This window comes from Novosphingobium sp., assembly GCF_025351285.1.
Classification (GTDB): Bacteria; Pseudomonadota; Alphaproteobacteria; order Sphingomonadales; family Sphingomonadaceae; genus Novosphingobium.
Genome location: NZ_JANXWG010000098.1, coordinates 1 through 22,649, shown reverse-complemented (window position 1 = coordinate 22,649; position 22,649 = coordinate 1). Strand labels below are relative to the sequence as shown.

Below are 22,649 nucleotides of genomic sequence, written 5' to 3'. Positions count from 1 at the left end.
GGACACACAGACATGAGAACGCCCGGCGCACGGTACGATGCCCGAACCATCGCCTTGCACTGGATCAGTGCCGCCCTGATCGTGCTGATGTGGTGCGGCGCGCATGTGATCGACTGGTTCCCCCGCGGGCCACTGCGCGTTGATGCGCGATCGGTCCATATCGTCACTGGTTGCCTCCTCCTTGCGATCATTGGCTATCGCCTGATCTGGCGGATCACCGGCGGTGTCACGATTTCGACCTCGCGGGGGACGCTGGACCTCGTGGCGAAAGCCGGCCACCGGCTGCTCTACGCAATGGTCATGGCGGTGCTGGTGCTGGGTCTGTTCAACGCCTGGGTGCGCGGCGACGACCTTTTCGGGCTCGGACATATTCCTCAATATGGCAATCTCGATTCACCATCCCGCCACCTTCTGGCGAACCGGATCGTGGGCTGGCACAGGCTCGCATCGAATGCCTTGCTCATTGTCGCGGGCGGGCACGCATTGGTTGCGCTATATCATCGCCTTGTATTGCGAGACGCGGTCCTTTCGCGAATGCTTCCTTGATTGATCAGCACATCGATCGGCGATACCACCAAGGCCGGTGCGGTGCGGTCGAAGCGCGCGATAACGATCGCCGCGTGGGCGTTGAGCAGGCACAATTGCTTGCCTGCGAGAGATTGGCTGCAGCGGTGATAGAATAGTAAATCGCATGCTTCGAGCCAAGGTAAGTCAAATGGTCGGCAGCGTCACGATCACCCGCAAGCCCGAACGGTTGTGCCGGTTTTCAGCGCGGATGGTGCCTTGGTGCAGCAGCACAATGCTGCGCGATATGGCCAGGCCCAGCCCGCTTCCCAGCGCGCGCCGTTCGGGTGAGCCGAACTGCGTAAATCGGTCGAAAATGCGATCGAGTTCGGCCTCGGCCAGGCCCGGTCCTTCGTCGTCGATGGTGACGCGCAACCGGCCTTCGATGTAGCCGGTCGTCATCGACACCGTGCCGCCTTCGGGGGTCGCAACAAGCGCGTTGGTCAGCAGGTTGAGCCAGACCTGGCGCAACCAGCGCTCCTCGCAATGCACTTCGCCTGTCCCGTTGGTCGTGAGCGTGAAATTGCGCTGCCGATGCTCGGCCAGCACGATCGCGTCCTGCTCGAAATTGCGCAGCATCGTCTCGGGCGCCATGGGTTCGAGCGCGAGCGGAATGGCGTTGGCTTCGGCGCGCGACAGGAACAGCATTTCATCGATGATCTGGTTGAGCCGCGCCACTTCGTCCAGCTGAACGATGACCGCATCGACGCTGGCGGGTGACAGCGTTTCGTCTTCCAGCAGCTTTTCGCCATGGAGCCGGATGAGCGACAGCGGGGTTTTCAGTTCGTGCGATGCTTCGGCGGCGAAGCGCTTGATCTGATTGAACGAATTTTCGAGCCTGGCGAACATCTGGTTCAGCAGCCGGGTCAGGTCGGCGAGTTCGTCTTCGTGCCGGGGCGGCGGAATACGCTCGCTCAGGTTGTCCGAACCGATCCTCACGGCTGTTTCGCGGATGAACGTCAGCGGGCGCAGGATCACGCGCGCCAGCGCGATGCCGATCACCGCGCTGGCAAACAGCATAGTCAGCAGCAGCCCCGCGCAGACCGCGACATAGCCGCGCATGCTCGTGCGCACCGGCGCCATCGGGGTCGCGATGGTCACGTCGTAAGGCGGCATGACAAATTCGCTGACGCGGACTTCACCGGTGCCGGCAAGGTCGACATTGTAGTCGTGCTGTCCCTTCACGTCGGGGATCGAGCGCCGCTTCAGGTTTCTTGAAAAGAACACCATTCCGGTTTTGGGCTCATCGACATTGATGAAGAACAAGGCCGACGCAGCGTCGGCACTGTCGCGGATACGATTGTCGATCGCATGGGGGGTCAAGGACTGGTAGTCGGGGCCGAGCCGCGCCTTGAGCTGGCCGAACTCGGCGGCATTGAGCGCGTCGAGGCCGCGGACGAGGCGCGTTTCCAACATCAGGTAGCCGCTCACGAACAGCAGCGCAGCGCTCGCCGTCGCGGCGGCGGCATAATAGAACGTCAGTCTGGCGGTGATCGAGGCCATAGCGTCAGGTCAACTGCCTAAATCAACTGATAACCGATGCCACGCACCGTCTTGAACCGTTGCGGGCCGCCGCGCTCGAGCTTGGCGCGCAGCCGGCTCATGTACACGTCGAGCAGGTTGGTATCGATCTCGTAGTTCGACGACCAGATTTTCTCGGTGATCAGCGTGCGCGTCAGCACTCGCCCTACATTCTGCATGAAGATTTCGAGCAGCGCGAATTCGCGGCTGGTCATGTCGACCTGCTGCCCGTCGAGCAGGACCACGTGGCCGAGCAAGTCCATCTTGAGGCCATTGTGTTCGAGCGCCGATTGCTTGACGCTGGCTTGCCGGCGCAGCAGCGCGCGGATGTGCGCAAGCAGTTCCTGCACACTGAACGGCTTGGGCAGATAATCGTCGGCGCCCAGGTCCAGGCCCCTGATCCGGTCATCGACCGTGTCGCGCGCGCTCAGGATGAGCACAGGTTCGATGAATCCAGACTTGCGCCATTCGGTCAACAGATCCAGCCCATCGCCATCGGGAAGATTGAGATCGAGCACGACCGCGTCGTAACTCGATTCGCAAATGGCATCGTTGGCGGCGGCGCAATCGCCCACCACCGTTACGGTGTAGCTGCGTTCGGACAAGGCTTGCCGCAGGAATTCCGCCAGCCTCAGCTGATCTTCGACGACCAATATCTTCATGGCATCCTCTCGGCCCACGATCTTGCTTGAACGCCGGCGCTCGTAAACCGGAATCTGCCGTCAAAGCCCGGCAAGCTGAATGATTATTCAGAAAGGCTTCAGGATGGCATCAGACTGGGTGCCTACCAAGGCGGGGACGCAGGGAAGTAATCCGTGCGAATCCTGGAGGGGATATGCGTTCATTGTTGCTTGCCGGGGCGGCGCTTGCTGCCCTGCCACTGGTCGTACACGCCGAAGAAGCCGCGCCGCCGTCGGGGCCGAACTACGCCCAGCACCTTGTCGATGTGACGCTTGCCGCGCATCCCGATGTTGCGGTTCTTGCCATCCATGCGCTGCCCGCCGGGGGCAAGGACGCCGGCATCGTCGCCAGTAACATCGGCCGGATCGGCAAGCCCGCCGACAAGCAGGACCTTGGCGTCATGACGACGCTGAAACCCAATCTGGCGGTCAACAAGGCGGGCGACCATTACGAGGTCGAACTGCCGCTCTACGATGCGTCGCACCGACTGCTGGGCGCACTGGGCACGGTATTTGCGTATCGCAAGGGTGCCGACAAGCTGGCGATGCAGGCCGAGGCGGTCGCCATCCGCGACCACCTTTCGCGGCGCCTGTCGCACGTCAAGAACCTGACCGAGCCTTATCGGTTCGATACGATCACGCCGACGGGCAATTACAGCCAGGCGCTAGTGGATGACCTGTTCGACGCGCACCCAGACCTTGTGATTCTGTGTGCGCACACCATTCCGCAGGGCAAGCCCGATACGGCCATGACCATTTCGGGCTGCACGATCGGCCGGATCGGCAAGGCGCCCGACGAGGATGATCTCGGCGTGATCCGCACCGGTCAGGAGCGCCTGGAAATCAACGAAACCGGCGATCGCTTTGAAGACGAGATGGCGATCCACGATGCGAAGGGCCGCACCATCGGCGCGTTGGGCACGGTCTATCCCTACAAGGCCGGCGACGACAAGATGGCGCTGCGCGCCAGGGCGCACGCGGTCCTCGCCGAATTCGAGGCAAAGGGCACCAGCGCGGCCAGATTGCTCGGTCCGGCCGATGGTTCGGGGGTTCCCGCGCCCGAATCACCGCTGACGATCACCGGCCATGCCGACCTGCCCGGCTACGAAGGCGATTTCGATCACCTCGCCGCCGATGTCGCGGGCAATCGCCTGTTCGTCGCGGCCGAGGATCACGGCACGCTGGAGGTGTTCAACCTTTCCACGCTCGAACACCTCAAGACCGTCAAGGGCCCGATCGAAACCCCGCACAGCATTCTCTACATGCCCGACGTGCACAAGCTGTTGGTGACGGACGGCGGCAAGGGCATGTCGCATTATTTCGATGCCGACACTTATGCGCCGGGCAAGTCGCTCGCGCTGGTGCAAGGCGCGGACTCGGCCGGATACGATGCCGCGCGCAACCGCTATTACATCGTCACCGGCGGCAAGGACGTGCCGATGAAGGATAGCTGGCTCGAACAAGTCGATCCGCGCACGGGAAAGCTGATCAACAAGCTCCACTTCGATGCCGACCACGTCGAGGCAATGGAAGTCGAGCAGGCGGGCAAACGGCTGTTCATCAACGTGACCGACAAGAACACGATCGCGGTGCTCGACAAGCTCTCGCTCAAGGAATTGGCGCGCTGGCCGGTCACCGCAGCCGAGCAGAACTGCTGTTTCGCACTCGACGAGGCGCACCACCGGCTGTTCGTGGTGACGCGCAAGCCGGGCAAGATGCTGGTGCTCGACAGCGATTCCGGAGCAACGCTGGCCATGTTCGATGCACCCGCGCATGTTGATCAACTGCTGTGGGACGACAAGCACCAGCGCGCCTATGCGCTGGGTGGCGAAGGCTGGGCGCTGATCGTGTCCGAACAGGGCCCCGGCCACTTCGTCGAACTGCCTCGGCTGGTGACCGCGCCCGGCGCCAAGACGGGCGTGCTGGTCCCCGAAAACAACGCCATGTTCGTTGCCGTCTCGCCCGGCGAGAGCAAGGCGATGGCGCAAGTCTTGCGCGTATCGCTGGGGAACTGAGATGCACCGACGTTTTGCCCGAATTGCGATCGCAAGCGGCACGGCTGCGGCGTTGGCTTGCCTCGCCGTTGCTGGCCCGCTCAGTGCGGAGGAAAAGGCGCCCGTGCCCGCGGGGTTCTTCCGCTTGCAGGCCGCCGTCAAGCTCGCCGGGAAGGCGCCCGACTGGGACTACCTCTCATACGACGCGGTGCGCAGCCACTTGTTCATCGCGCGGCGCGATGCCGGGCTATGGGTGTTCGATACGCGCAAGCAGCGGTTGCTGCGCCGCATGCCGAAAACCGAGGGCGCGGGCGCAAGCTTGCTGATCCCGGCGCTGGGCCGGGGCTATGCCACCAACGAAGACGGTTCGGTCACCGTGTTCAACCTCGCTACGCTGGTGCCGATCCGGCGGGTCAAATTTGCCGAGGACGCCGACGCCGCCAGCTACGATCCGGCCAGTGGGCGCATTGCCTTCGTCTCGGCCGACAGCCGCCGCGTGACATTCATGGACGCGCGCAGCCTGGCGGTGGTCGGCCATGTCGCTCTCGAAGCGAAGAAGGCCGATGCCTCGGTAGCCGACGGCGCGGGTGCGATCCTGCTCAACGAGCGTGATCGCAACATGGTCGCCAGGATCGATGCCGCCAGCGCCAGGATCACGGCCGAGTGGCCGACCACCGGGTGCACCCAGCCAACCGGTCTGGCCTATGACAGCGCCAATCATCGCGCTTTCATCGGGTGCCGCGGAGCGAAGCCCGTGCTCGCCGTGATGAACACCGACAACGGGGACATCGTCGCCACGCTGGACCTGGGGCGCGGCAACGATGGCGTGGCTTTCGACCGCAAACATCACCGCATCATCACGACCAATGGCGTCGAGGGCAATATCGCCATCTTCCACCAGGACGACGCCAACCATTATCGCCTTGAACAGGCGATCACCACCCGTCCGAACGCGCGGACGCTGGCCTACGATGAAGTCGGAATGCGCATCTTTACAGTAACGGCAGAAGGCGTCGTCAATCCGGCGCAGCCGATCAACGCGGGCCCGTCGGCATTTTATCCAAATGCCTATTACGACAACAGTTTCGTCGTGCTCACTTACGCAATGACTAAGTAACAAAATTCAGAACCAAAAAATAATATCGATAATCCAAAAAATGGGAGTGGGATCATGAACAATAATGCCAAGATCCGTATGAGCGTTCTGCTGGCCACATCGGCACTCGGACTATGGGCGACGCCTGCGCTCGCGCTGAAAGTCGCGGATGACCAGCCGGCCGAACAAATCGTGGTCACCGGCTCGGCGCTGCCGACTTCGCCCGACCAGGTCGCGGTGCCGGTCAGCGTGGTCAGCGCGGATGCGATCCAGAAGTCCGGCGTCAATTCCAACGTGCTCGAAATCCTGCGCAAGGCGATCCCGGCCTTTGCCGGCCGCAGCAACACCGGCAACAGCAACGCTAACAACAACAACCAGCGCACCGCCGGCGGGTCATCGATCCAGTTGCGCAACCTCGATACGCTGATCCTGGTGAACGGCCGGCGCATCGCGCCCAGCGCCATTTCGGGCGTCAACGGCAAAGTCTTCGTCAACGTCTCCGAGATTCCGCCCGACGCGATCGAGCGGATCGAAGTGCTGACCGACGGCGCTTCGGCGATCTATGGTTCTGACGCGATCGGCGGGGTGGTCAACATCATCCTCAAGTCGAACTACCAGGGCGGCCAGGTCAACGCGCGCTACGGCGGCGCGAACGGCTACAACGAACGCAGCGCCGGGCTGACTTACGGCTTCAACCCGCTCAAGAACACCAACATCACGATTTCGGCAAGCTATTCCAAATCGGACCCGCTGTACCAGAGCCAGCGCAGCTTCTCGTCGCCGTTCTACTCGACGGGCACGGCCGTACCCGGTTCGATCGGCAGTTTCGCGCTGCTGCCGGGCGTCAGCAGCCCCACCTTGGGTGGCGGCTACGCCGCGCCCGCGAACGATCCGCAGTATTTCAACGCTGGCGCCACAACGACGACGGCGCCCGGCACGGGCATCGGCGGCACTTACGACCTGTCGCGCTTCAACACGCTGCTGTTGCAGCAAGAGCAGAAGGCCGTCTCGGTCAGCCTCAACAGCGATCTTTCGGGCGATCGCTCGCTCGAATTGTTCGGGGATTTCGAATTCGCCCGCAACGACAACTTCACCCGGTTCATTCCGACCACGCTGGGCGTCAAGGTGCCTGTCGGTTCCCCCGTCAATCCCTTTACGGCGGCGACCAGCGTGACCTTCGGCAGCACTGCCAACCCGACCACTTACACCACGCGCGAAGACAGCTTCCGGGGCACGCTGGGCCTGAGGGGCCAGCTTCCCATCCTGGGTCGTGGCGGCAACTGGGAGGTGGCTTATACGCACAGCGAGAACACGATCGACCAGACGATCGCCAATCTCATCTACAAAAGCAACCTGCTGCCGGCAGTCAGCGGCGGGTTCAATGCGGCGTGCGTTGCCACGGCCGGTGGCACGTTCAGCCAGGTCACCGCACTGGGTGGAGGCACGGTCTGCCAGCCAGCGCTCGATCCGTTCTCGCTCAGCAGCGCGGTGTCGCCCGCATCGCTCGCCAATGTCCTGACCAATGAACTGATCCACGGCCGCAGCAAGATCGACACATTCGACGGCAAGATCGTCGGGTCGGCGCTGCAATTGCCCGGCGGCAAGATCCAGTTCGCGGTCGGTGCATCCTGGCGGCGCGAAGCCGTTTCGGGAACGGTCGATCCGACCAACTATACCCATGTCGACGGCACGACCGCCACGGCGGCGCAGAGCCTGATCCAAGGCGCCTTGAACGTCGATCCGTTCAAGGCCTCGCGCACCATCACCGCGCAATTCGCCGAAGTGCGGCTGCCGTTGCTGGGCGACGACAAGCATATTACCGGGTTTTACGGTTTCGACCTGATCGGCGCGGTGCGGCACGAGCATTACAGCGGCGTCGGCGATTCGACTGTGCCCAAAGTCGGCTTCCGCTGGGCCCCGGTTGCCCGGCAGATCACGATCCGCGGGAACTACGCCCGTTCGTTTACCGCGCCGTCGCTTTATGCGCTGGTCGGGCCGATCAACTTCCGCACTTCGACCGGCCCGATCGGCACCTCGGGGGTCAGCGCGTTCAATTACACCTTCAATGCCGAGGACGGCAACAACCCGGCGCTGACCCCTGCGCATTCTGATTCGTTTTCGCTCGGCATCGTGTTGAAGCCTGATTTTGCTCCGCATCTGCGGGTCGATGCCGAATTCAACAGCGTCAAAGTCAAGGGGCTGCCGGGCGGCATCGGCTTCAACAACATTCTTGCGGATGTGAACGCCAGCGGTTCGGCCTCGCCGTTCTTCGGCAATATCTCGACGGGCAACTTCGCCGGGCTGGCGGGCGCGAGCAATGCCCTGTTCGCGAGCCCGGGCGGGCTGGCGACCTACCTCAATACGGTCAACGCCCAGGGGCTTCCGGTCAACGCGACGTCGGCCAACACCTTCGGCAACCTCTATATCGTCGACCGCTTCACCAACCTTGGCGAGACCCGCATCAAGAGCCTGAATTTCACGACCAATTATGACATCCCGCTCGGCGAGATGGGGACGATCAGCCTGATGAACCAGTCTGCGGTGCTGCTGAGCTACAAGAACCGCGCCTTGCCGGTCACTTCGGGCGGAACCAACCCGGCGCAACTGGTCTATGAATTCGCCGGGACGACCACCCAGGGCGGTGGCTCGCAAGGCACGCTGCCACGGCTGCGGATGTACACCAGCCTCGATTGGAACTGGAAGCACTGGGACTTGGGCGTCGCCAACACCTATATCGCACCAGTGTCCGACATCGGCGCGGGCGGGGCCAGTTTCTACACCCAGTTCAACGCGGGAAATCCGGCTTATATCGTCGGGCGGGTCAAGGCCTACTCCTCATGGGATCTGCGCGCGAGCTGGACCAGCGCTGAAGAGCCAGGGAGCAAGGGCTTGACCATTACCGCCGGGGTCAACAACCTGTTCAATCGCATGCCGCCGGTCTCGACCAACATCAATCCGGCGGCGGGCGCCAACGCGGGTGCCACCGCCTGGCGCGCCGAGAACAATACCGATGTCGGCACTTACGGCGCGATCGGTCGGTTGATCTACGTTTCCGCTGCGGTCAAGTTCTGAGAAATCTAGATGACAACGTCCATGGCAATCGAGGAAACCACCCCGACCGCGTCGCCGTCGGTCGGGGGCAGGTTCGCGCCAGCATCGATCGGGGTGATACCCTGGCCGATCTTTGCGGTGCTGCTGGCGGTGCTGATCGGCTTTGCGAGGATCGGCAAGCTGCCCAGCGATATCTCGCTGATGATCGCGCTGCTGGCGCTGGGCGGATTCACTTGCGCCGAGATCGGCCGTCGCATCCCGATCTTTGCCTCGCTCGGTGCGGCTGCGATCCTGGCAACGTTCGTTCCGTCCTACCTGGCTTATGCCAAAGTGCTGCCGGCCGGCCTGGTGGATTCGATCAAGACATTCACCAAGGACAGCCAGTTTCTCTATCTCTACATCGCCGCGATCATCGTCGGATCGGTGCTGAGCATGGACCGCGAGGTGCTGCTGCGCGGCTTTCTCAAGATCTTCGTGCCGATGCTGGCGGGAACCGTGGCCGCGATGGCGGTGGGGCTTGGCGTAGGCATGGCTTTCGGCATGAGCATGCACGATGTGTTCTACTTCGTGCTGGCGCCTGCGATGGGTGGTGGCGTGGGCGAAGGCGCGATCCCGCTGTCGATCGGCTATGGCGTGCTGCTCCATCAGGACCAGGGCGTGCTGTTGGCGCGGATATTGCCCACCGTGATGTTCGCCAGCCTGACCGCGATCGTGTTCAGCGGGTTGCTCAGCCATTATGCCAAATCGCGCCCCGCGCTCACCGGCAATGGCACGTTGCAAGTCGGCGAGCACGACGACATCGGCTTGCTCAACCAGAGCGCGGGGGTTGCGATCGAACCCGCCGATGTGGCCACCGCTGGGATCACGGCGGTGTGCCTGTACCTGGTCGGATTACTCGGCCAGACGCTGTTCAAGTTTCCGGGGCCGATCATCATGCTGGCGCTGGCGGTCGCGCTGAACCTCGCGCGACTGGTCTCGCCCTCGCTCAAGGCCGGGTCTTACGTCTATTACCACTTCTTCGCGACCGCCGTGACGTATCCGCTGCTGTTCGCGATCGGCGTCGCGCTGACGCCCTGGGACAAGCTGGTCGCCGCCTTCACGCCGGGAATGGTGGTGACCATTGTCGCCACGGTCGGCGCGTTGATGGGGACCGGCTTCTTCGTCGGGCGGTGGCTGGGGATGTATCCGGTCGAAGCCGCGATCGTCACCGGCTGCCGCGCCAGCCAGGGCGGCACCGGCGATGTCGCGATCCTGACCGCCTGCGACCGATTGCAATTGATGCCTTTTGCGCAGATCGCGACGCGGATCGGCGGCGCGGCCACGGTGACGTTCGCCTTGGCGTTGATGAAGGCCTTTGGCTAACACCACATCTGCGTCATTTGCCCAAGGACACGAATTTCATGCGCGACACACGCCGACGATCCATGCGCCTTGGATGGGTGCTGGCCAGCCTGGCCGCCGCCGCGGCGCTTTGGTCGACGCCCGCCTATGCCGGCCCACCCTTCGTGACCGACGATCCCGAGCCAACCGACTACCATAAGTGGGAGATCTACAATTTCGTCGGCGGCAGCCGCGAGGGCGGAGTGACCAGCGCCGACATGGGCCTCGATCTCAACTATGGCGCAGTGAAGGATGTACAACTGACGATGGTGCTGCCGCTGCATGTCGAGACGGGCGCCCCGCTCGATACCGGCGACATCCAGCTCGCGGCCAAGTTCAAACTGCTCCACCAGAAGGCCGATACCGCGTCGGTCGACCTGACGTTTTTCCCGCGCGTGTTCGTGCCGACGGGTCGCGGGTCGCGGCACGCACAATTGCTGCTGCCGATCTGGGTCCAGCGCGATTTCGGCAAGACCACGGTGTTCGGCGGCGGCGGCTACACGATCAATCCCGGCGCGGGGAACCGCGATTTCTGGGTCCAGGGCGTGGTTGTCACCCGCGAGGTGCGCAAGGGCTTCCAGGTTGGCGTCGAATATTACGGGCAAGGCCCCGGCGCGATCGGCGACCGTAGGATCGATGGCGTGAATTTTGGCGCACTCATCCACCTTTCCGGGCCCTACTCGCTGATTGGATCGTTCGGGCAAGGGCTCAACCGCCGCCAAACGACCTTTTACACCGCGCTTAAACTCGATTTTTGACGGAGGATTTGCGACAATGACTAGCAACGAACGGTCGGCCATTACCGACGCCCTCAGCAAAGTGCCCGCGGTCACGCTGGGCTTCTGGATCATCAAGATTTTCGCGACGACGCTGGGCGAAACCGCCGGCGACAGCGTGACGATGACCTGGCTGGGCGAAACCACCGCCAACCCGATGGGGGCGGCGCACATCGGCTACCTGATCGGCACCGGCATCCTGATCGTTCCGCTGATCCTGCTGGTCGCCGCGCAGATTCGTGCACGCGCGTTCCATCCATTGCTATATTGGGCGACGATCATCGCTTCGACCACTGCGGGCACGACGCTTGCCGATTTCTGCACGCGCTTCCTGGGGGAAGGAACCAACGCAAGCTATGCGCTGGGTTCGGCGATCCTCCTCGCCTGCGTGCTGGCGACGCTGGCGACGTGGCGCGCGGTGATGGGCACAGTTGCGGTGGAAAGCGTGCGCGAACCCAAGGCGGAGATGTTCTACTGGACGACGATCACCTTCTCGCAAACGCTGGGAACGGCGCTGGGTGACTGGACGGCGGATTCGTCGATCATGGGCCACCAGATCGGTTTTACGGGCGGCGCGCTGATCTTCGGCGCGGCGCTTGCCGTGGTAGCGCTCGTGCATTTCCGCACCGCGCTGTCGCGCGCCGCGCTGTTCTGGGCGGCGTTCATCCTGACCAGGCCGCTCGGCGCGACCGTGGGCGATTTCCTCGACAAGCCACATGCCAAGGGCGGGCTCGATTTCAGCCGACCGATCGCCTCGCTGGCCTTGCTCGTGGCTATAGGATTGTGCCTGTGGTGGTTCCCCCAGCGTCCGGCTGAGGCGGACGCTGGGCACTGAAGCCTGGCGGGTTCATACCGGTCAGTCGGCCGTTATCTCGATCCGCTTCGTCCGTTGGGCCAGCAGCGCGCCAATGATGCTGACGACCGCCGCGAGTGAAAGCCAGACGGCGGGAATGGCCTTGTCGCCGGTCTGCTTGATCAAGGCGGTCGAGACCAGCGGGGTGAAGCCGCCGAATATGGCGGTGGCGAGGCTATAGGCCAGCGAGAACGCTGCAGTCCGGATCGATGGTGGCATGAATTCGGTCAGGAAGGCGACCATCGATCCATTGTAAATCCCGTAAAAGGTGGAGAGCACGAGCACCGCGATCAGAAGCCTGGTGAAACTCGGCGCAACGACCAGCCATGCCAAAAGCGGGTATGCCGTCAGGATCGCGGCTACGGGCATGGCAAACAGCATGGGATAGCGGCCGATCCGATCCGAGATCGCGCCGCCGACCGGCAACCAGAACAGGTTTGCCAGTCCGACCACCGCCGTCACGGCCAGGACAGCGTTCGGCGCCAGCTTCAGTTCGGTCTTGCCGAATGTGGGGGTGTAGGCGGTGATCATGTAAAACGATGTGGTGGTAAAGGCGACCAGCATCATGCCGATGAGGATCGGCCTCGAATTCGCGACCAGCAGCGCCGATACTTCGCGAAAGCTGTGCGGCTTTTGTTGCATGTGCTCGAACGCCTCGGTCTCCTCCAGTGATCCGCGCAGCCAGAAGATCAGCGGGATGATCGCGCAGCCCACCGCCAGCGGAATGCGCCAGCCCCAGGCGGCCATTTCGCCCTCGCTCATGTACGATGTCAGCCCGAACCCGAGCGCGGCCGCGAACAGGACGGCGACCTGCTGGCTGGCCGATTGCCACGCGACGTAGAAGCCGCGGCGCCCCGGCTTGGCGATCTCGGCCAGATAGACCGAAACCCCGCCCAGTTCGGCGCCCGCCGAAAAGCCCTGCAACAGCCGCCCGACCAGAACGATCAGTGGCGCGAACAATCCGATCCGCGAATAGTCCGGGGTAAATGTAATCGTCAGCGTGCCGATCGCCATGATGCCAAGCGTCACCAGCAATCCCTGCCGCCGGCCGACCCGGTCGATGTAGGCGCCCAATACCACCGCGCCGATCGGACGCATCAGGAAGCCGATGCCGAATGTCGCCAGCGACAGCATGATCGACGCCACTTCGCTGCCGGTCGGGAAATAGGCCTTGGCGATATACGTCGCGTAGAACCCGAACACGAAGAAGTCATACTGTTCGAGGAAGTTTCCCGAAGCGACCCGGAGCACTTTTCCGATCACGGCAAAGGGCGACTCGGCTCCGCTTTCGTGGCTCCTGGTCATGGCTTCCTCCCCGCAGGTGTTGGTTCCGGCCCGTTCGCTGGAATACGATGCCGACTATGGGATCAACGATGGGAGACCAATCCGCCAGATGACCTATGAACGGCAATCCGATAGTGTCGGCAAGCCTTGCGTGGAGTCGAAAACAGTCGCTAATGCGGCGCCGAACGGGGGAGGACATCAAACTGCGGCTGTTGCGGATCATCTGCGTCCTCCTGCTGTTGGCGTTGCCGGTCCATGGCGGCGCAGCGCCAGCGCTTGATCGTCCCGCGCCCGATCGTCCCGATCTGGACAATCTGGTGATCATCGTCCCCGCATCGGCTGGTGGCGGTTTCGACAAGACGGCGCAGTCGGTAGCGACTGCAATGCGCGCCGAAGGGATCGTGCGGAACGTGGAAATCCGCCGATCGCCCGGCGCGGGTGGGTTGATCGCGCTTGCGCAGTTCGAAGGCCAGGCGGATGTGTCCGAACCCACCATACTCATCGGCGGCGTGACGATCCTGGGGGCCGAGGCGGAAAATCACTCGCTCGTCTCGCTCACCGATCTTGAGCCGGTGTGCCAGCTCAGCGAAGTCGCGCTGACCATCGGCGTGCGGGCCGACAGCCCCATACGCTCGGTTGGCGATCTCGTCGAAGTGATGCGAACCGATCCGGATCGTCTGACCTGGGTCGGCGGCTCACCCGGTAGTGCCGACGAAGTGCTGCTGTGGTCGATAGCGGCAAAGCTGGGTGTCGCGCATGACCACTTCAAATTCGTGGCCGTGCCGGGCGGCGGCGAACGAGTGCTCGATCGCCTGGCCGACGGGCCGCAATTCGTGGCCATTCGCAGTTACGAAGAGTTCGCGTCCTATCCGGGCAGGAGCAAGTTGCGCTTGTTGGCGATTTCCACGGCGGACAGATTTCCCCGCATCGCCTTGCCCACCTTGCGCGAATCGGGCTTCGACCTGGTCGTGACCGATTGGAAAGGCGCGTTCATTTCACCAAGGACGCCGCAAGACCAACGGCAGGCGATCGGTCAGGCATTCGAACGCCTGCTCGCCAGCCCGGCCTGGGCGCGCGAACTCGCGGCGCAGGGATGGCGGTCGCCCAGCGATCCGCAACTGGGCTTCAAGGCCAGGATCGCGGCCGACCGTCTGCGCATCAAGACCCTGCTGCCCGGCCCCGGCCCAAGTTCGCGATGGGACAGTGGACTGCACGATCTGCTGGTCCGCCCGTGGCGCTATGCGCTGCTCGGCTTCTTCATCGCGGCGTTGTTGGGGCTGGCCGTGGCTTGGCAGCGGCGCTCGGCCAAGATCAAGGACCGCGAGCTCGAACGGGCACTCGATGCGCTCGGTGAAATTCGCGCGCAGGTTCAGGCGGCCGGGGATACGGGCAACAAGGTCCACGCCGGCGAGCGGGGCGAAATAGCCCGGCAGATGGTGGCCTGGGGTCTTTCCGCCGCCGAAGTGGAAATCGGCTGGATGATCCTGAAGGGACTTCAGTTCAAGGAAATCGCCGCGGCGCGTGGCACCAGCGAGCGCACCGTGAGGCAACAGGCACAGTCGATCTACGCCAAGTCGGAACTTCCCAACCGATCCGAATTCTCGGCGCATTTTCTGGAAGACCTGCGATTTTAGCGTCCTATCCGCCATTCGCCGGAGATGGAATCGCCCGAATTTCCAGCGTGCGACATATGACGGATTGCTGACCCATCGCCACCCTCGCAAGTTCACGAGGTCAATCTTGACCATCGTCAAGGACCGCAAAGGTCCATCGGGAGGAACCATGAGGCGAGCTATCAGTCGTGCCGTTTTCGCATGCGGCGCAAGCGCGATCGCGCTGTCGGGATTCGTCAATCCAGCTTTGGCGCAAAGTGCTCCGGCCGATCCGGCAAAGCCGGCCGATCAGCAGCAGGCGGGCGCGGAAAGTGCACCGGCAGCCGCTGCCGAGATCGTGGTGACCGGCTCGCTCATCGCGCGGCGCGAATTCAAGTCCGAAAGTCCGATTTCCACTGTGGATGCGACGGCGATCGCCGCTGCGGGTTCACCCTCGCTCGATGGTGTGCTGGGGCAGATGCCGCAATTCGCGGCGGGTCAGGGTGCCAGCAACAGCAACCCGACCGTGCAAGGCGGGGGCCTCTCGTTCGCGGGCGGCCAGTCCTACAGCGATTTGCGCGGCCTTGGGCCTAACCGTTCGCTGGTGCTGCTCGACGGCCGGCGGCTGATGTCGTCGGCCCCCAGCGGGGCGATCGACCTCAATACCATCCCGACGGCGCTGATCGAAAATGTCGAGGTGATCACCGGCGGTGCATCGGCGACATATGGCTCGGACGCGGTCGCGGGCGTGGTGAACTTCAAGCTCAGGCACAAGTTCAGCGGCGTTGAAATCGACGTGCAGCACGGCGCGACAACCATGGGTGACGGTGCCACCAACCAGGTCAGCGGCATTATCGGCGGCAGCTTTGCCGAAGATCGCGGCCATGCCATGCTCGCGTTCGGTTATTCCGATCGCGCAACCGTCCTGGGTTCGACGCGTCCCTTCTTCACCGACACCCGCGAACTGGCGCGGCCGCCCGAAGGCATGATCAACCCCGGCAACTATGCTGGCGGTGCGCCGACCATCGCTGCCGTCAACGCGGTGCTGGCGGGCTATGCAGGGACAACGCCGATCGCCGGTTCGGGAACGTACAATGGCTCGATCGGCGTCAATACCGACGGGACGATTTTCACGACCAAGGCCGCGCCGAATTGCGTGCAGAACTACCGCGGCCTGGGCACCGCTCCGGGTGTCAATATCGGCAACGGCGATCTCGATCCGCGTTGCTACAAGGTTCAGGTCGCGCTCGGGCAGTTGTTTGACGTGCAGGTGCCGCTGACCAAGTACAACGTCTTTGCGAATGCCGACTACGCGCTGGGTGATCACATCACGGCTTACGGCCAGTTCAATTTCATGGAATCGTCGGCGAAGGACGTCACGGGGCCAGGTTCGAGCAAGGAATCGGGTTCGCTCACGCTGCAACTGCCGGTGAGCAACCCGTTCGTGCAGGGTAACGCCGCACTGCTGTCCATTCTCAATTCGGGCAAGCCGGCATCGCCGACCGGCACCTTGAGAGTGACTGCCCTGCTCACGCCTTTCGGCAACCGCGTGGAAACGTTCAAATATGACGTGTGGCAGGGGGTCATCGGCTTCAAGGGCGACATTCCCGGCACGCGCCTGAAATGGGACGCTTACGGTTCGCTCGGCCATACCCAATTCGACAATACGACCGCGGGCGATGCCAGCATTTCGGCCATAACCTCGCTGCTCAACGGCACGGCCAATTACACCGGCAGTGCCGGCACATGTACAGGCTATGCGTGGAACCCGCTGGGGAACCACCCGCTCACCGCTGCTTGTCTCCAATATGCTGGCCGTACCGACCACAATATCAACACGCTGATGCAAAAAGTCGTCCAGGCGACCGTCAGTGGTCCGTTGCTCAAGCTTCCCGGCGGCGAACTGAGTTTCGCCCTCGGCGCTGATTATCGCGAGAACAGCTTCAATTACCAGCCGGACAACGCGTTCATCACGGGTGACTCATTGCCGTTCGGGTCGATCTCTGCGGCATCGGGAAGGCAGAAGGTCAAAGAGGTCTTTGGTGAATTGCTGGTGCCGCTGCTCAGTGATCAGCCCTTCGCCAAGGAGCTCTCGCTCGATCTCGGCTACCGCTATTCCAAATATGACACGTTCTCGGGCCAGAGCACGTTCAAGGCCGATCTGAGCTGGGCGCCGGTGGATCAGATCCGCTTCCGTGGCGGCTATTCGCGAGCCATCCGCGCGCCGAGCCTGGAAGACCTGTTTGGCCCCGTCACAAATGCCCAGGTTCCTATCAACAATGCTTCACTTACGGGGCTTGGGGGCGATCCCTGCGACATCAACGGCAGCTACCGCAACGGTGCAAACGCCGCGCAAGTGAAAACGCTTTGTCTCGCACAAGGAGTGCCCTCAGCGCTGATAGGCTCTTACACGTATGGCTCCAGCTCTGTTCAAGGCACGACCGGCAGCAACGCCACCCTGACGCCTGAAAAGGCAAATACATACTCCATTGGCGTTGTTATTGCGCCGAGCTTCAACAGTTCAATGTTCCGTAATTTTCAGGTCTCGGTTGATTATTATCACATAAAAATTGCGGATGCGGTTGGTACACTTAACCTCACCGATATTCTGCCTCGCTGCTTTAATTCGGATGGCGTGAGCAATCCAACTTACTCGTCGACCAATGCCTATTGCCTTCGGATACAGCGTGATCCGTCAGGTGGCGCGATCACGTCGAGCCAGCAGGGCCTGTTCAACTTTGCCACTTATACCGTCAGCGGTATCGACACGCAGGTCAACTGGCGCTTCGGGCTCGATGCGCTGGGAGCTTCCCCGCGCGCGGGCAAGATCGCGATCAACTCGATCGTTTCGTACCTGAAGGACTACAAGGTTGCCGGCCTGCTCGGCTCGCCGACGCTCAACTACGCCGGCAGCATCGGCTACGATCCGGGCACCGGCGATATTTCGCACCCCAAGTGGAAGGCGAATACCGGCGTCACGTACTCGGTCGGCGGCTTTTCTGGCACCGTGCGCTGGCGCTACATCGGCGGCATGAAGCATGTCGATCAGGTCGTAAATCCAGCGGCGACCACGCCAGGCGTATCCGCTTACAGCTACTTCGACCTCGACGCCCACTATGCCTTCAACGATCACTTCTCGATCGGCGCCGGCGTCACCAACCTTGGCGACAAAGCTCCGCCCTATGTCAATTCGGCCGCTCTGCGCACCGATTCGGCCTTGTACGACATTATCGGGCGTACATGGTTCGTCTCGGGGAAGGTCAAGTTCTGAAGGAAGGTATCGATGGCTGAACGTCCAGCGGATGTTTTGCTCCCGCGATCGGCGGGGCGTTCAGCTTTCGGAAGCGATGCGGCTGGCTACCAGGCCGGCCGCATCGGCTATCCCGAACCGCTGTTCGATCTGGTGTTTGCCGATGTGCCGGCAAACCCGCGGGTACTCGAAATCGGCGCCGGCACCGGCATTGCCACGCGATCGCTGCTGGAACGCGCACCCGCCGAGCTGGTCGTCGTTGAGCCCGATGCGGCACTGATCGATTATATCGCCGACCAAATCACCGACCCGCGGCTGACGCTCGTCAATGCGCCGTTTCCCGAAGAATCCCTCGAGGGGCCATTCGACCTGATCGTGTGCGCTGCGGCCTTCCATTGGATGGAGCCAGCCGCGGCGCTCGCCCGCGTCAGCCAGTTGCTGAAGCCGGGCGGCGTCTGGGCAATGTGGTGGAATGCCTATCGCAATCCGGGGCATGGCGACACGCTGGCCCAGGCCATTTCACCGCTGATCGAGGGGATCGCGCTGCCTCCGTCCGAAGGGCCGGACGGGCATTACTCGCTCAATCGCGCGCTGCACGAGGAGGCGCTGCGCAACGCCGGCTTCGTCGACATCCGCCACACCCTATTTCGCCGCGAACGCCGGTTGGACGCCACCGAAGCGCGCGCGCTCTATGCCAGCTATTCCTATGTCCGGGCCTTGCCCCAAGACCAGCGGAACACGTTGCTCGATGCGATCGCGCATCTGGTCGAGCACGATTTCGCCGGCAGCGCTCCCAATGTCGTGCTCAGCGCCTTGTACACGGCGCGGCGGGTTCCATGAGCTTCACGACGTGCGATCTCTACGACGAGCATGGCGACGCCGCGCGGGTTCTCGGCTGGTCGTTTCGCGATTTTGGCGGACGTACCCGCTTTGCCGGCGAAGTCGAAACCGTGAAGTGCTTCGAGGACAATAGCCGGATCAAGGAACTGGCGTCGACGCCGGGCCGTGGCCGGGTGCTGGTGGTCGACGGCGGCGGCAGTCGGCACGCGGCGTTGCTGGGTGACATGATCGCGACGCAAGCCATCGCATCGGGCTGGGCTGGCTTCGTCATCTACGGAAGTGTCCGCGATTCTGCAGTGCTTAAGACGCTCGACATCGGCATCAAGGCGCTTAGAACCACGCCGCGCAAGTCGATCCGGCTGGGCGAAGGCCAGGTGGGCGTTCCATTGGCGATCGCGGGTGTCGAGGTGCGGCCCGGCGACCGGCTCTATGCTGACGAGGACGGCATTTTGCTCCTCGCCGCACCGAAATAGGCGCGGCCACAGCGCTGCCGGGAAGAGGCCTGCGCTACGTCCCGGCATAGGCTTGGTTCGATCGGGGTTGCGACCTTTGGCCTGCCTTTCGGGTGCGGCATCGACGCCGACTGCGAATGTCTTGCCGCCGGTCTGGTGCCGAACAAATAGCACAACCCGTTGCTGCCGCGTTCGTTCTCAAGCTCGACATCGGTCAACCTACCCGTGAGCGTGGTCAGCAGACCCCGGGTTTGAACCGTGGTTGACGAAGGCATAGAGGGCCCGCGCAAGCGCGAGCCAACCGGTACGGGGAAATCGAGGTCGGTCGACATGTGACCGACCGGGGCTCACGCGGGCCATTGCCGAAGCTGTTCACGCAGGCGGTGGGAATTGGCTGGAAAGCCACTTGTCGAGGCTCGGTGGCCGGTATGTCGGCTCGGTCCTCGTCGAATTGCCCGAGAGCCGCCTTGATGAATTAGGGGACGCCGCCCAAAGGATTGACGCGATTGGCCTGAAGTTGGAGCGTGTAGAAGTCACCGACGTCGACGAGCGGGAAGGGGAGCCAGTGGGGCTCGACATCGTTGGGCCAGATCGCCCGGGCATCGTCCACGAAGCCACAGCCGTGCTCGCCGCGCTGGACGTCAATATCGAAGAACTGACGACTACGATCGAGGCGAGTGCGTTGTCGGGCGCACCGCTCTTCCGCGCAAAGGTGAAGATGCTGGTCCCTACGACAGTTTCAGATCAATCCGTGCGAGAAGCGCTCGAAGGCATCTCCGACGAGATCATGGTCGACTTTTCCATCGAGCCGGCAGATTCTTGAGGCCGACGAGACAGAGGGCCAGAAATGCCGAACATTACCGCACGCCAGTGACGCATAACCGTTGGATTAGGGCCAGCAAAGGTTTAAATTTCAGTTCTTTCCGACAATGTCAGGGCATCATCGAGATCCAGGCCAAGGTACCATCTCTAGCTTCCGCTCCATCGATAACGCAACATGAAGCCACCCAATGACAAGCTTTTCGCCGAAAATCTTCACCCTAGAAGTCGCGCTAAAATGTCGGGGTGTAGGCCCAATCCAAGGAATCCGGCCGTGCCCATGACGAGGCCAAACGCCCCGAACAACCACGCCAGACCGAGTAGCGGCAGGCTTTCAACCAGAGCGGCCACCGCGGCGATCGAGATCGCAGTTGTTAGCGCAGCATCGGCGGCATCGAACTGGTCGTCGTGGCGGTTGAATTCGTCATAGGCAGATGACTGCTCTTTGGCTTCCTTGGCCAGCCTCGGCGCCTCGGTGGTGTACTTGGCGATCTCGGCGTCGAGCTTGACGAGGGTTGGCGCGGCCTTGGCTAGATCCGGCGCCAGCAGCGCGATCTGCTCGCGGCTCGATTGCGCAAGGTGAAGTTTAGTTCGGGTGGCCTGATATTCGTTCCAACGATCTATGGAGGTGACCTGCGCTTGCTGCATGTTCTGGACAATGTTGCCGTCCTTGATCCCGCATAAGCCGGTGAACACCGAAAGCGCCACCACCGTGATCGCCACCAGTCGGTTTAGCCGCTTGTCCTTTGCCTCAGCACTTACTTCGATTTCCATGATGCTGCTTACCCCGGCAGTTTGCGCCTGCCTCAACCCGGAACGATATGGGGATGCGCGATCCCAACCGCCAGTGGATCGACCGGATCGGTGCCGATTAGAAGTTCGACCCGGAAAAGCCACTTGCGGGTATGGGGAACGTCGAATAAGAGGTCCTGCCGACTTTGGTACCCTGCCGAGTAATGTTGAGATTTTGACGAATCCCCTTGCTCCGCGAACGATTCTCCTATCGTCACGATAGGCATGGTTTGCCACCAGATCGCCGCGAGAGCAGACGTTCGGGAGCCACAGCGAAGTCGGCAATAGCTGCCAGTCATTCATCCAATTCCAGAATTGCACTCGAGGCTGCCAAAGTCTGGCAAGCGCTCAGCTTCGGATGGATCGAACCGCCATTTCCATCGCCGCGTCCCGACCGGCAGCGAAATCCTGCGCGGTCGGTTTCACCATAACGTCGGGCAGGACGCCTCGGTCGGGCTGTGGCCACCTCCGGAAATTGCCGACGATCGGCATGTCGAACTCGAGCCCGCTCGCCGGCAAACGGACAAAGAAAAACCCATTGCCGTTGATGCCGCGAAGGTTGCCACCGCTCGTCTCGCCGAACAGTCGGACCAGCCCCGATTCCTTTGCGCGCTGCGCGAAAGAAAAGATCGCCGAACTACAGACCGGCCCGATCAGTGCCGCCACGGGCAGGTCGAGTTTTGGTCCGACAGCTGCGATTGTGTCGTTATCGCCGCTCGGCAGTTCGTAGAAGCCATTGCCAACATCGGTTGCATTCTCACCAATCGTCCGAAAGCTCTCGTCCCATGTGTCGAGATTGCGATCGAGATCCTTCGGCGTGCGGCGGTAGCGCACCATCCGGCGGTATCGTTCGAACGCCAGGTCGCGTCCGGCCAAGCGTGCAAGGATCACCGGGCGGGCTGCGCGACGATGTCGAGGTTGCCCGGATCGCCCCAACGAGCGCCGTGATTTGCCGTGCGGCATGCTCGAGATCATCGATCGCCTCGTCGCGCGCAGAGTCGTGGCGGGGAGCAATGGTTGGCGCGACCACGCTGGGATCCTCCATGATCATGCCTATGCGCGTTGCGAGCAGGTCGACAATGTCCTGGCCGTCGGCGGCGTCATCCATACCGCAACCAGTGCTCTGGTTTGCCACCAAGTCTAGGTCCAGCTTTGTCGCACTAACCGTCAGATACCATTCGACTTTGACGCTGCATCGAGCATCTGTGTTTGCGTGAGTCGCACGGGTCTTTGAGATCGGTGACCGCCCCGACCGGTCAACCGGCGGGGCCGTGGGTGGTGGGAGCAGCATCGCGCTGCTCCGCAACCGGAGACCACCTCATGACCGATACCACCACGATCCAGCCTGCGCGCCGCGCCCGCCGCATGGCCCGTGAGGTTTATGCATCGACTTTGCCCGGAACGATCGCCCCCGCAGCGGCTGGCGATGGCGTTGCAGGTTCCAACAAGGCCTCCGCTAGTGATTCTAGCGGCGAGGCCCGCACGACCAAGGCGGCCCAAGTGCTTGCGCTGCTCCAGCGCACCGAAGGGGCAAGCCTCGATGACCTCGTCACACTGACACGCTGGCTGGACTTGTAACGGTTTTGCGCCGGTCACTTGAGAGTTTAACACTCGATCAAGGAGACCGATGAGATGAAGAAGCATACAGAAGATTTCAAGCGTGAGGCGGTGCGGATTGCGCTGAGCAGCGGGCTGTCGCGGCGGC

At 62.6% G+C, this 22,649-nt stretch carries 18 protein-coding genes and 1 pseudogene; 14 read left to right on the top strand and 5 right to left on the bottom strand.

Annotation, left to right across the window (positions count from 1 at the left end; genetic code table 11):
- The first annotated feature begins 12 nt into the window (after positions 1–12).
- Positions 13–546: a cytochrome b/b6 domain-containing protein gene (locus Q0R16_RS11910; protein WP_295636128.1), complete on the top strand. Its 534-nt coding sequence runs from the start codon at positions 13–15 to the stop codon at positions 544–546.
- 165 nt (positions 547–711) lie between these two features.
- Here Q0R16_RS11910 and Q0R16_RS11905 read toward each other — a convergent pair whose 3' ends face one another.
- The gene (locus Q0R16_RS11905) at positions 712–2,067 is read right to left on the bottom strand and encodes an ATP-binding protein (protein ID WP_295636126.1); all 1,356 of its coding nucleotides are present in this window, start codon (positions 2,065–2,067) and stop codon (positions 712–714) included.
- Positions 2,068–2,084: 17 nt separating this feature from the next.
- Entirely contained in the window at positions 2,085–2,747 is a 663-nt protein-coding gene (locus Q0R16_RS11900; protein ID WP_295636124.1) for a response regulator transcription factor, read from the bottom strand.
- Between the two features lie 173 nt (positions 2,748–2,920).
- Between Q0R16_RS11900 and Q0R16_RS11895 the strand changes: the two genes are divergently transcribed.
- The 6 genes from Q0R16_RS11895 to Q0R16_RS11870 all read left to right on the top strand — a co-directional run bounded on the left by Q0R16_RS11895 (position 2,921) and on the right by Q0R16_RS11870 (position 11,897).
- Positions 2,921–4,780 (top strand): hypothetical protein, encoded by a 1,860-nt coding sequence (locus tag Q0R16_RS11895; protein WP_295636123.1) that lies wholly within the window; start codon positions 2,921–2,923, stop codon positions 4,778–4,780.
- 103 nt (positions 4,781–4,883) lie between these two features.
- Positions 4,884–5,876: a hypothetical protein gene (locus tag Q0R16_RS11890; protein ID WP_295636121.1), complete on the top strand. Its 993-nt coding sequence runs from the start codon at positions 4,884–4,886 to the stop codon at positions 5,874–5,876.
- Positions 5,877–5,930: 54 nt separating this feature from the next.
- Positions 5,931–8,927: a TonB-dependent receptor gene (locus Q0R16_RS11885; protein WP_295636119.1), complete on the top strand. Its 2,997-nt coding sequence runs from the start codon at positions 5,931–5,933 to the stop codon at positions 8,925–8,927.
- Between the two features lie 9 nt (positions 8,928–8,936).
- On the top strand, positions 8,937–10,268 hold the full coding sequence (locus Q0R16_RS11880; RefSeq protein WP_295636117.1) for a 2-hydroxycarboxylate transporter family protein: 1,332 nt from the start codon (positions 8,937–8,939) through the stop codon (positions 10,266–10,268).
- 38 nt (positions 10,269–10,306) lie between these two features.
- Positions 10,307–11,044, top strand: coding sequence for a hypothetical protein (locus Q0R16_RS11875; protein ID WP_295636115.1), 738 nt, complete (start codon positions 10,307–10,309; stop codon positions 11,042–11,044).
- A gap of 16 nt (positions 11,045–11,060) precedes the next feature.
- On the top strand, positions 11,061–11,897 hold the full coding sequence (locus Q0R16_RS11870; RefSeq protein WP_295636113.1) for a hypothetical protein: 837 nt from the start codon (positions 11,061–11,063) through the stop codon (positions 11,895–11,897).
- A gap of 21 nt (positions 11,898–11,918) precedes the next feature.
- Here the strand turns inward: Q0R16_RS11870 and Q0R16_RS11865 are convergent, their stop codons facing one another.
- The gene (locus Q0R16_RS11865) at positions 11,919–13,220 is read right to left on the bottom strand and encodes an MFS transporter (protein WP_295636111.1); all 1,302 of its coding nucleotides are present in this window, start codon (positions 13,218–13,220) and stop codon (positions 11,919–11,921) included.
- Between the two features lie 152 nt (positions 13,221–13,372).
- Between Q0R16_RS11865 and Q0R16_RS11860 the strand changes: the two genes are divergently transcribed.
- From Q0R16_RS11860 to Q0R16_RS11840, 5 genes and pseudogenes are all read left to right on the top strand, one after another.
- Entirely contained in the window at positions 13,373–14,833 is a 1,461-nt protein-coding gene (locus Q0R16_RS11860) for a tripartite tricarboxylate transporter substrate-binding protein (protein ID WP_295636109.1), read from the top strand.
- Positions 14,834–14,897: 64 nt separating this feature from the next.
- Positions 14,898–18,062, top strand: a complete 3,165-nt coding sequence (locus tag Q0R16_RS11855; protein WP_295636107.1) for a TonB-dependent receptor — start codon at positions 14,898–14,900, stop codon at positions 18,060–18,062.
- 12 nt (positions 18,063–18,074) lie between these two features.
- Positions 18,075–18,881 carry a class I SAM-dependent methyltransferase gene (locus tag Q0R16_RS11850; protein ID WP_295636106.1) on the top strand — a complete coding sequence of 269 codons (807 nt, stop codon included), beginning with the start codon at positions 18,075–18,077 and terminating at the stop codon, positions 18,879–18,881.
- Positions 18,878–19,354, top strand: coding sequence for a ribonuclease E activity regulator RraA (gene rraA, locus Q0R16_RS11845; RefSeq protein WP_295636105.1), 477 nt, complete (start codon positions 18,878–18,880; stop codon positions 19,352–19,354). Before Q0R16_RS11850 ends, rraA begins: the two co-directional genes overlap by 4 nt.
- A 325-nt stretch (positions 19,355–19,679) precedes the next feature.
- Positions 19,680–20,156: pseudogene (locus tag Q0R16_RS11840) on the top strand (amino acid-binding protein); the annotation flags it as partial.
- Positions 20,157–20,368: 212 nt separating this feature from the next.
- On the opposite strand, the gene Q0R16_RS11835 reads toward Q0R16_RS11840, so the two are convergent.
- Positions 20,369–20,926, bottom strand: a complete 558-nt coding sequence (locus tag Q0R16_RS11835) for a DUF4337 domain-containing protein (protein WP_295636104.1) — start codon at positions 20,924–20,926, stop codon at positions 20,369–20,371.
- Between the two features lie 366 nt (positions 20,927–21,292).
- Entirely contained in the window at positions 21,293–21,835 is a 543-nt protein-coding gene (locus Q0R16_RS11830; RefSeq protein WP_295636103.1) for a hypothetical protein, read from the bottom strand.
- Positions 21,836–21,905: 70 nt separating this feature from the next.
- Here Q0R16_RS11830 and Q0R16_RS11825 point away from each other — a divergent pair, with 70 nt between their 5' ends.
- The gene (locus Q0R16_RS11825; RefSeq protein ID WP_295636102.1) at positions 21,906–22,088 is read left to right on the top strand and encodes a hypothetical protein; all 183 of its coding nucleotides are present in this window, start codon (positions 21,906–21,908) and stop codon (positions 22,086–22,088) included.
- 176 nt (positions 22,089–22,264) lie between these two features.
- Positions 22,265–22,522: a hypothetical protein gene (locus Q0R16_RS11820; RefSeq protein ID WP_295636101.1), complete on the top strand. Its 258-nt coding sequence runs from the start codon at positions 22,265–22,267 to the stop codon at positions 22,520–22,522.
- The last annotated feature ends 127 nt before the right edge of the window (positions 22,523–22,649 follow it).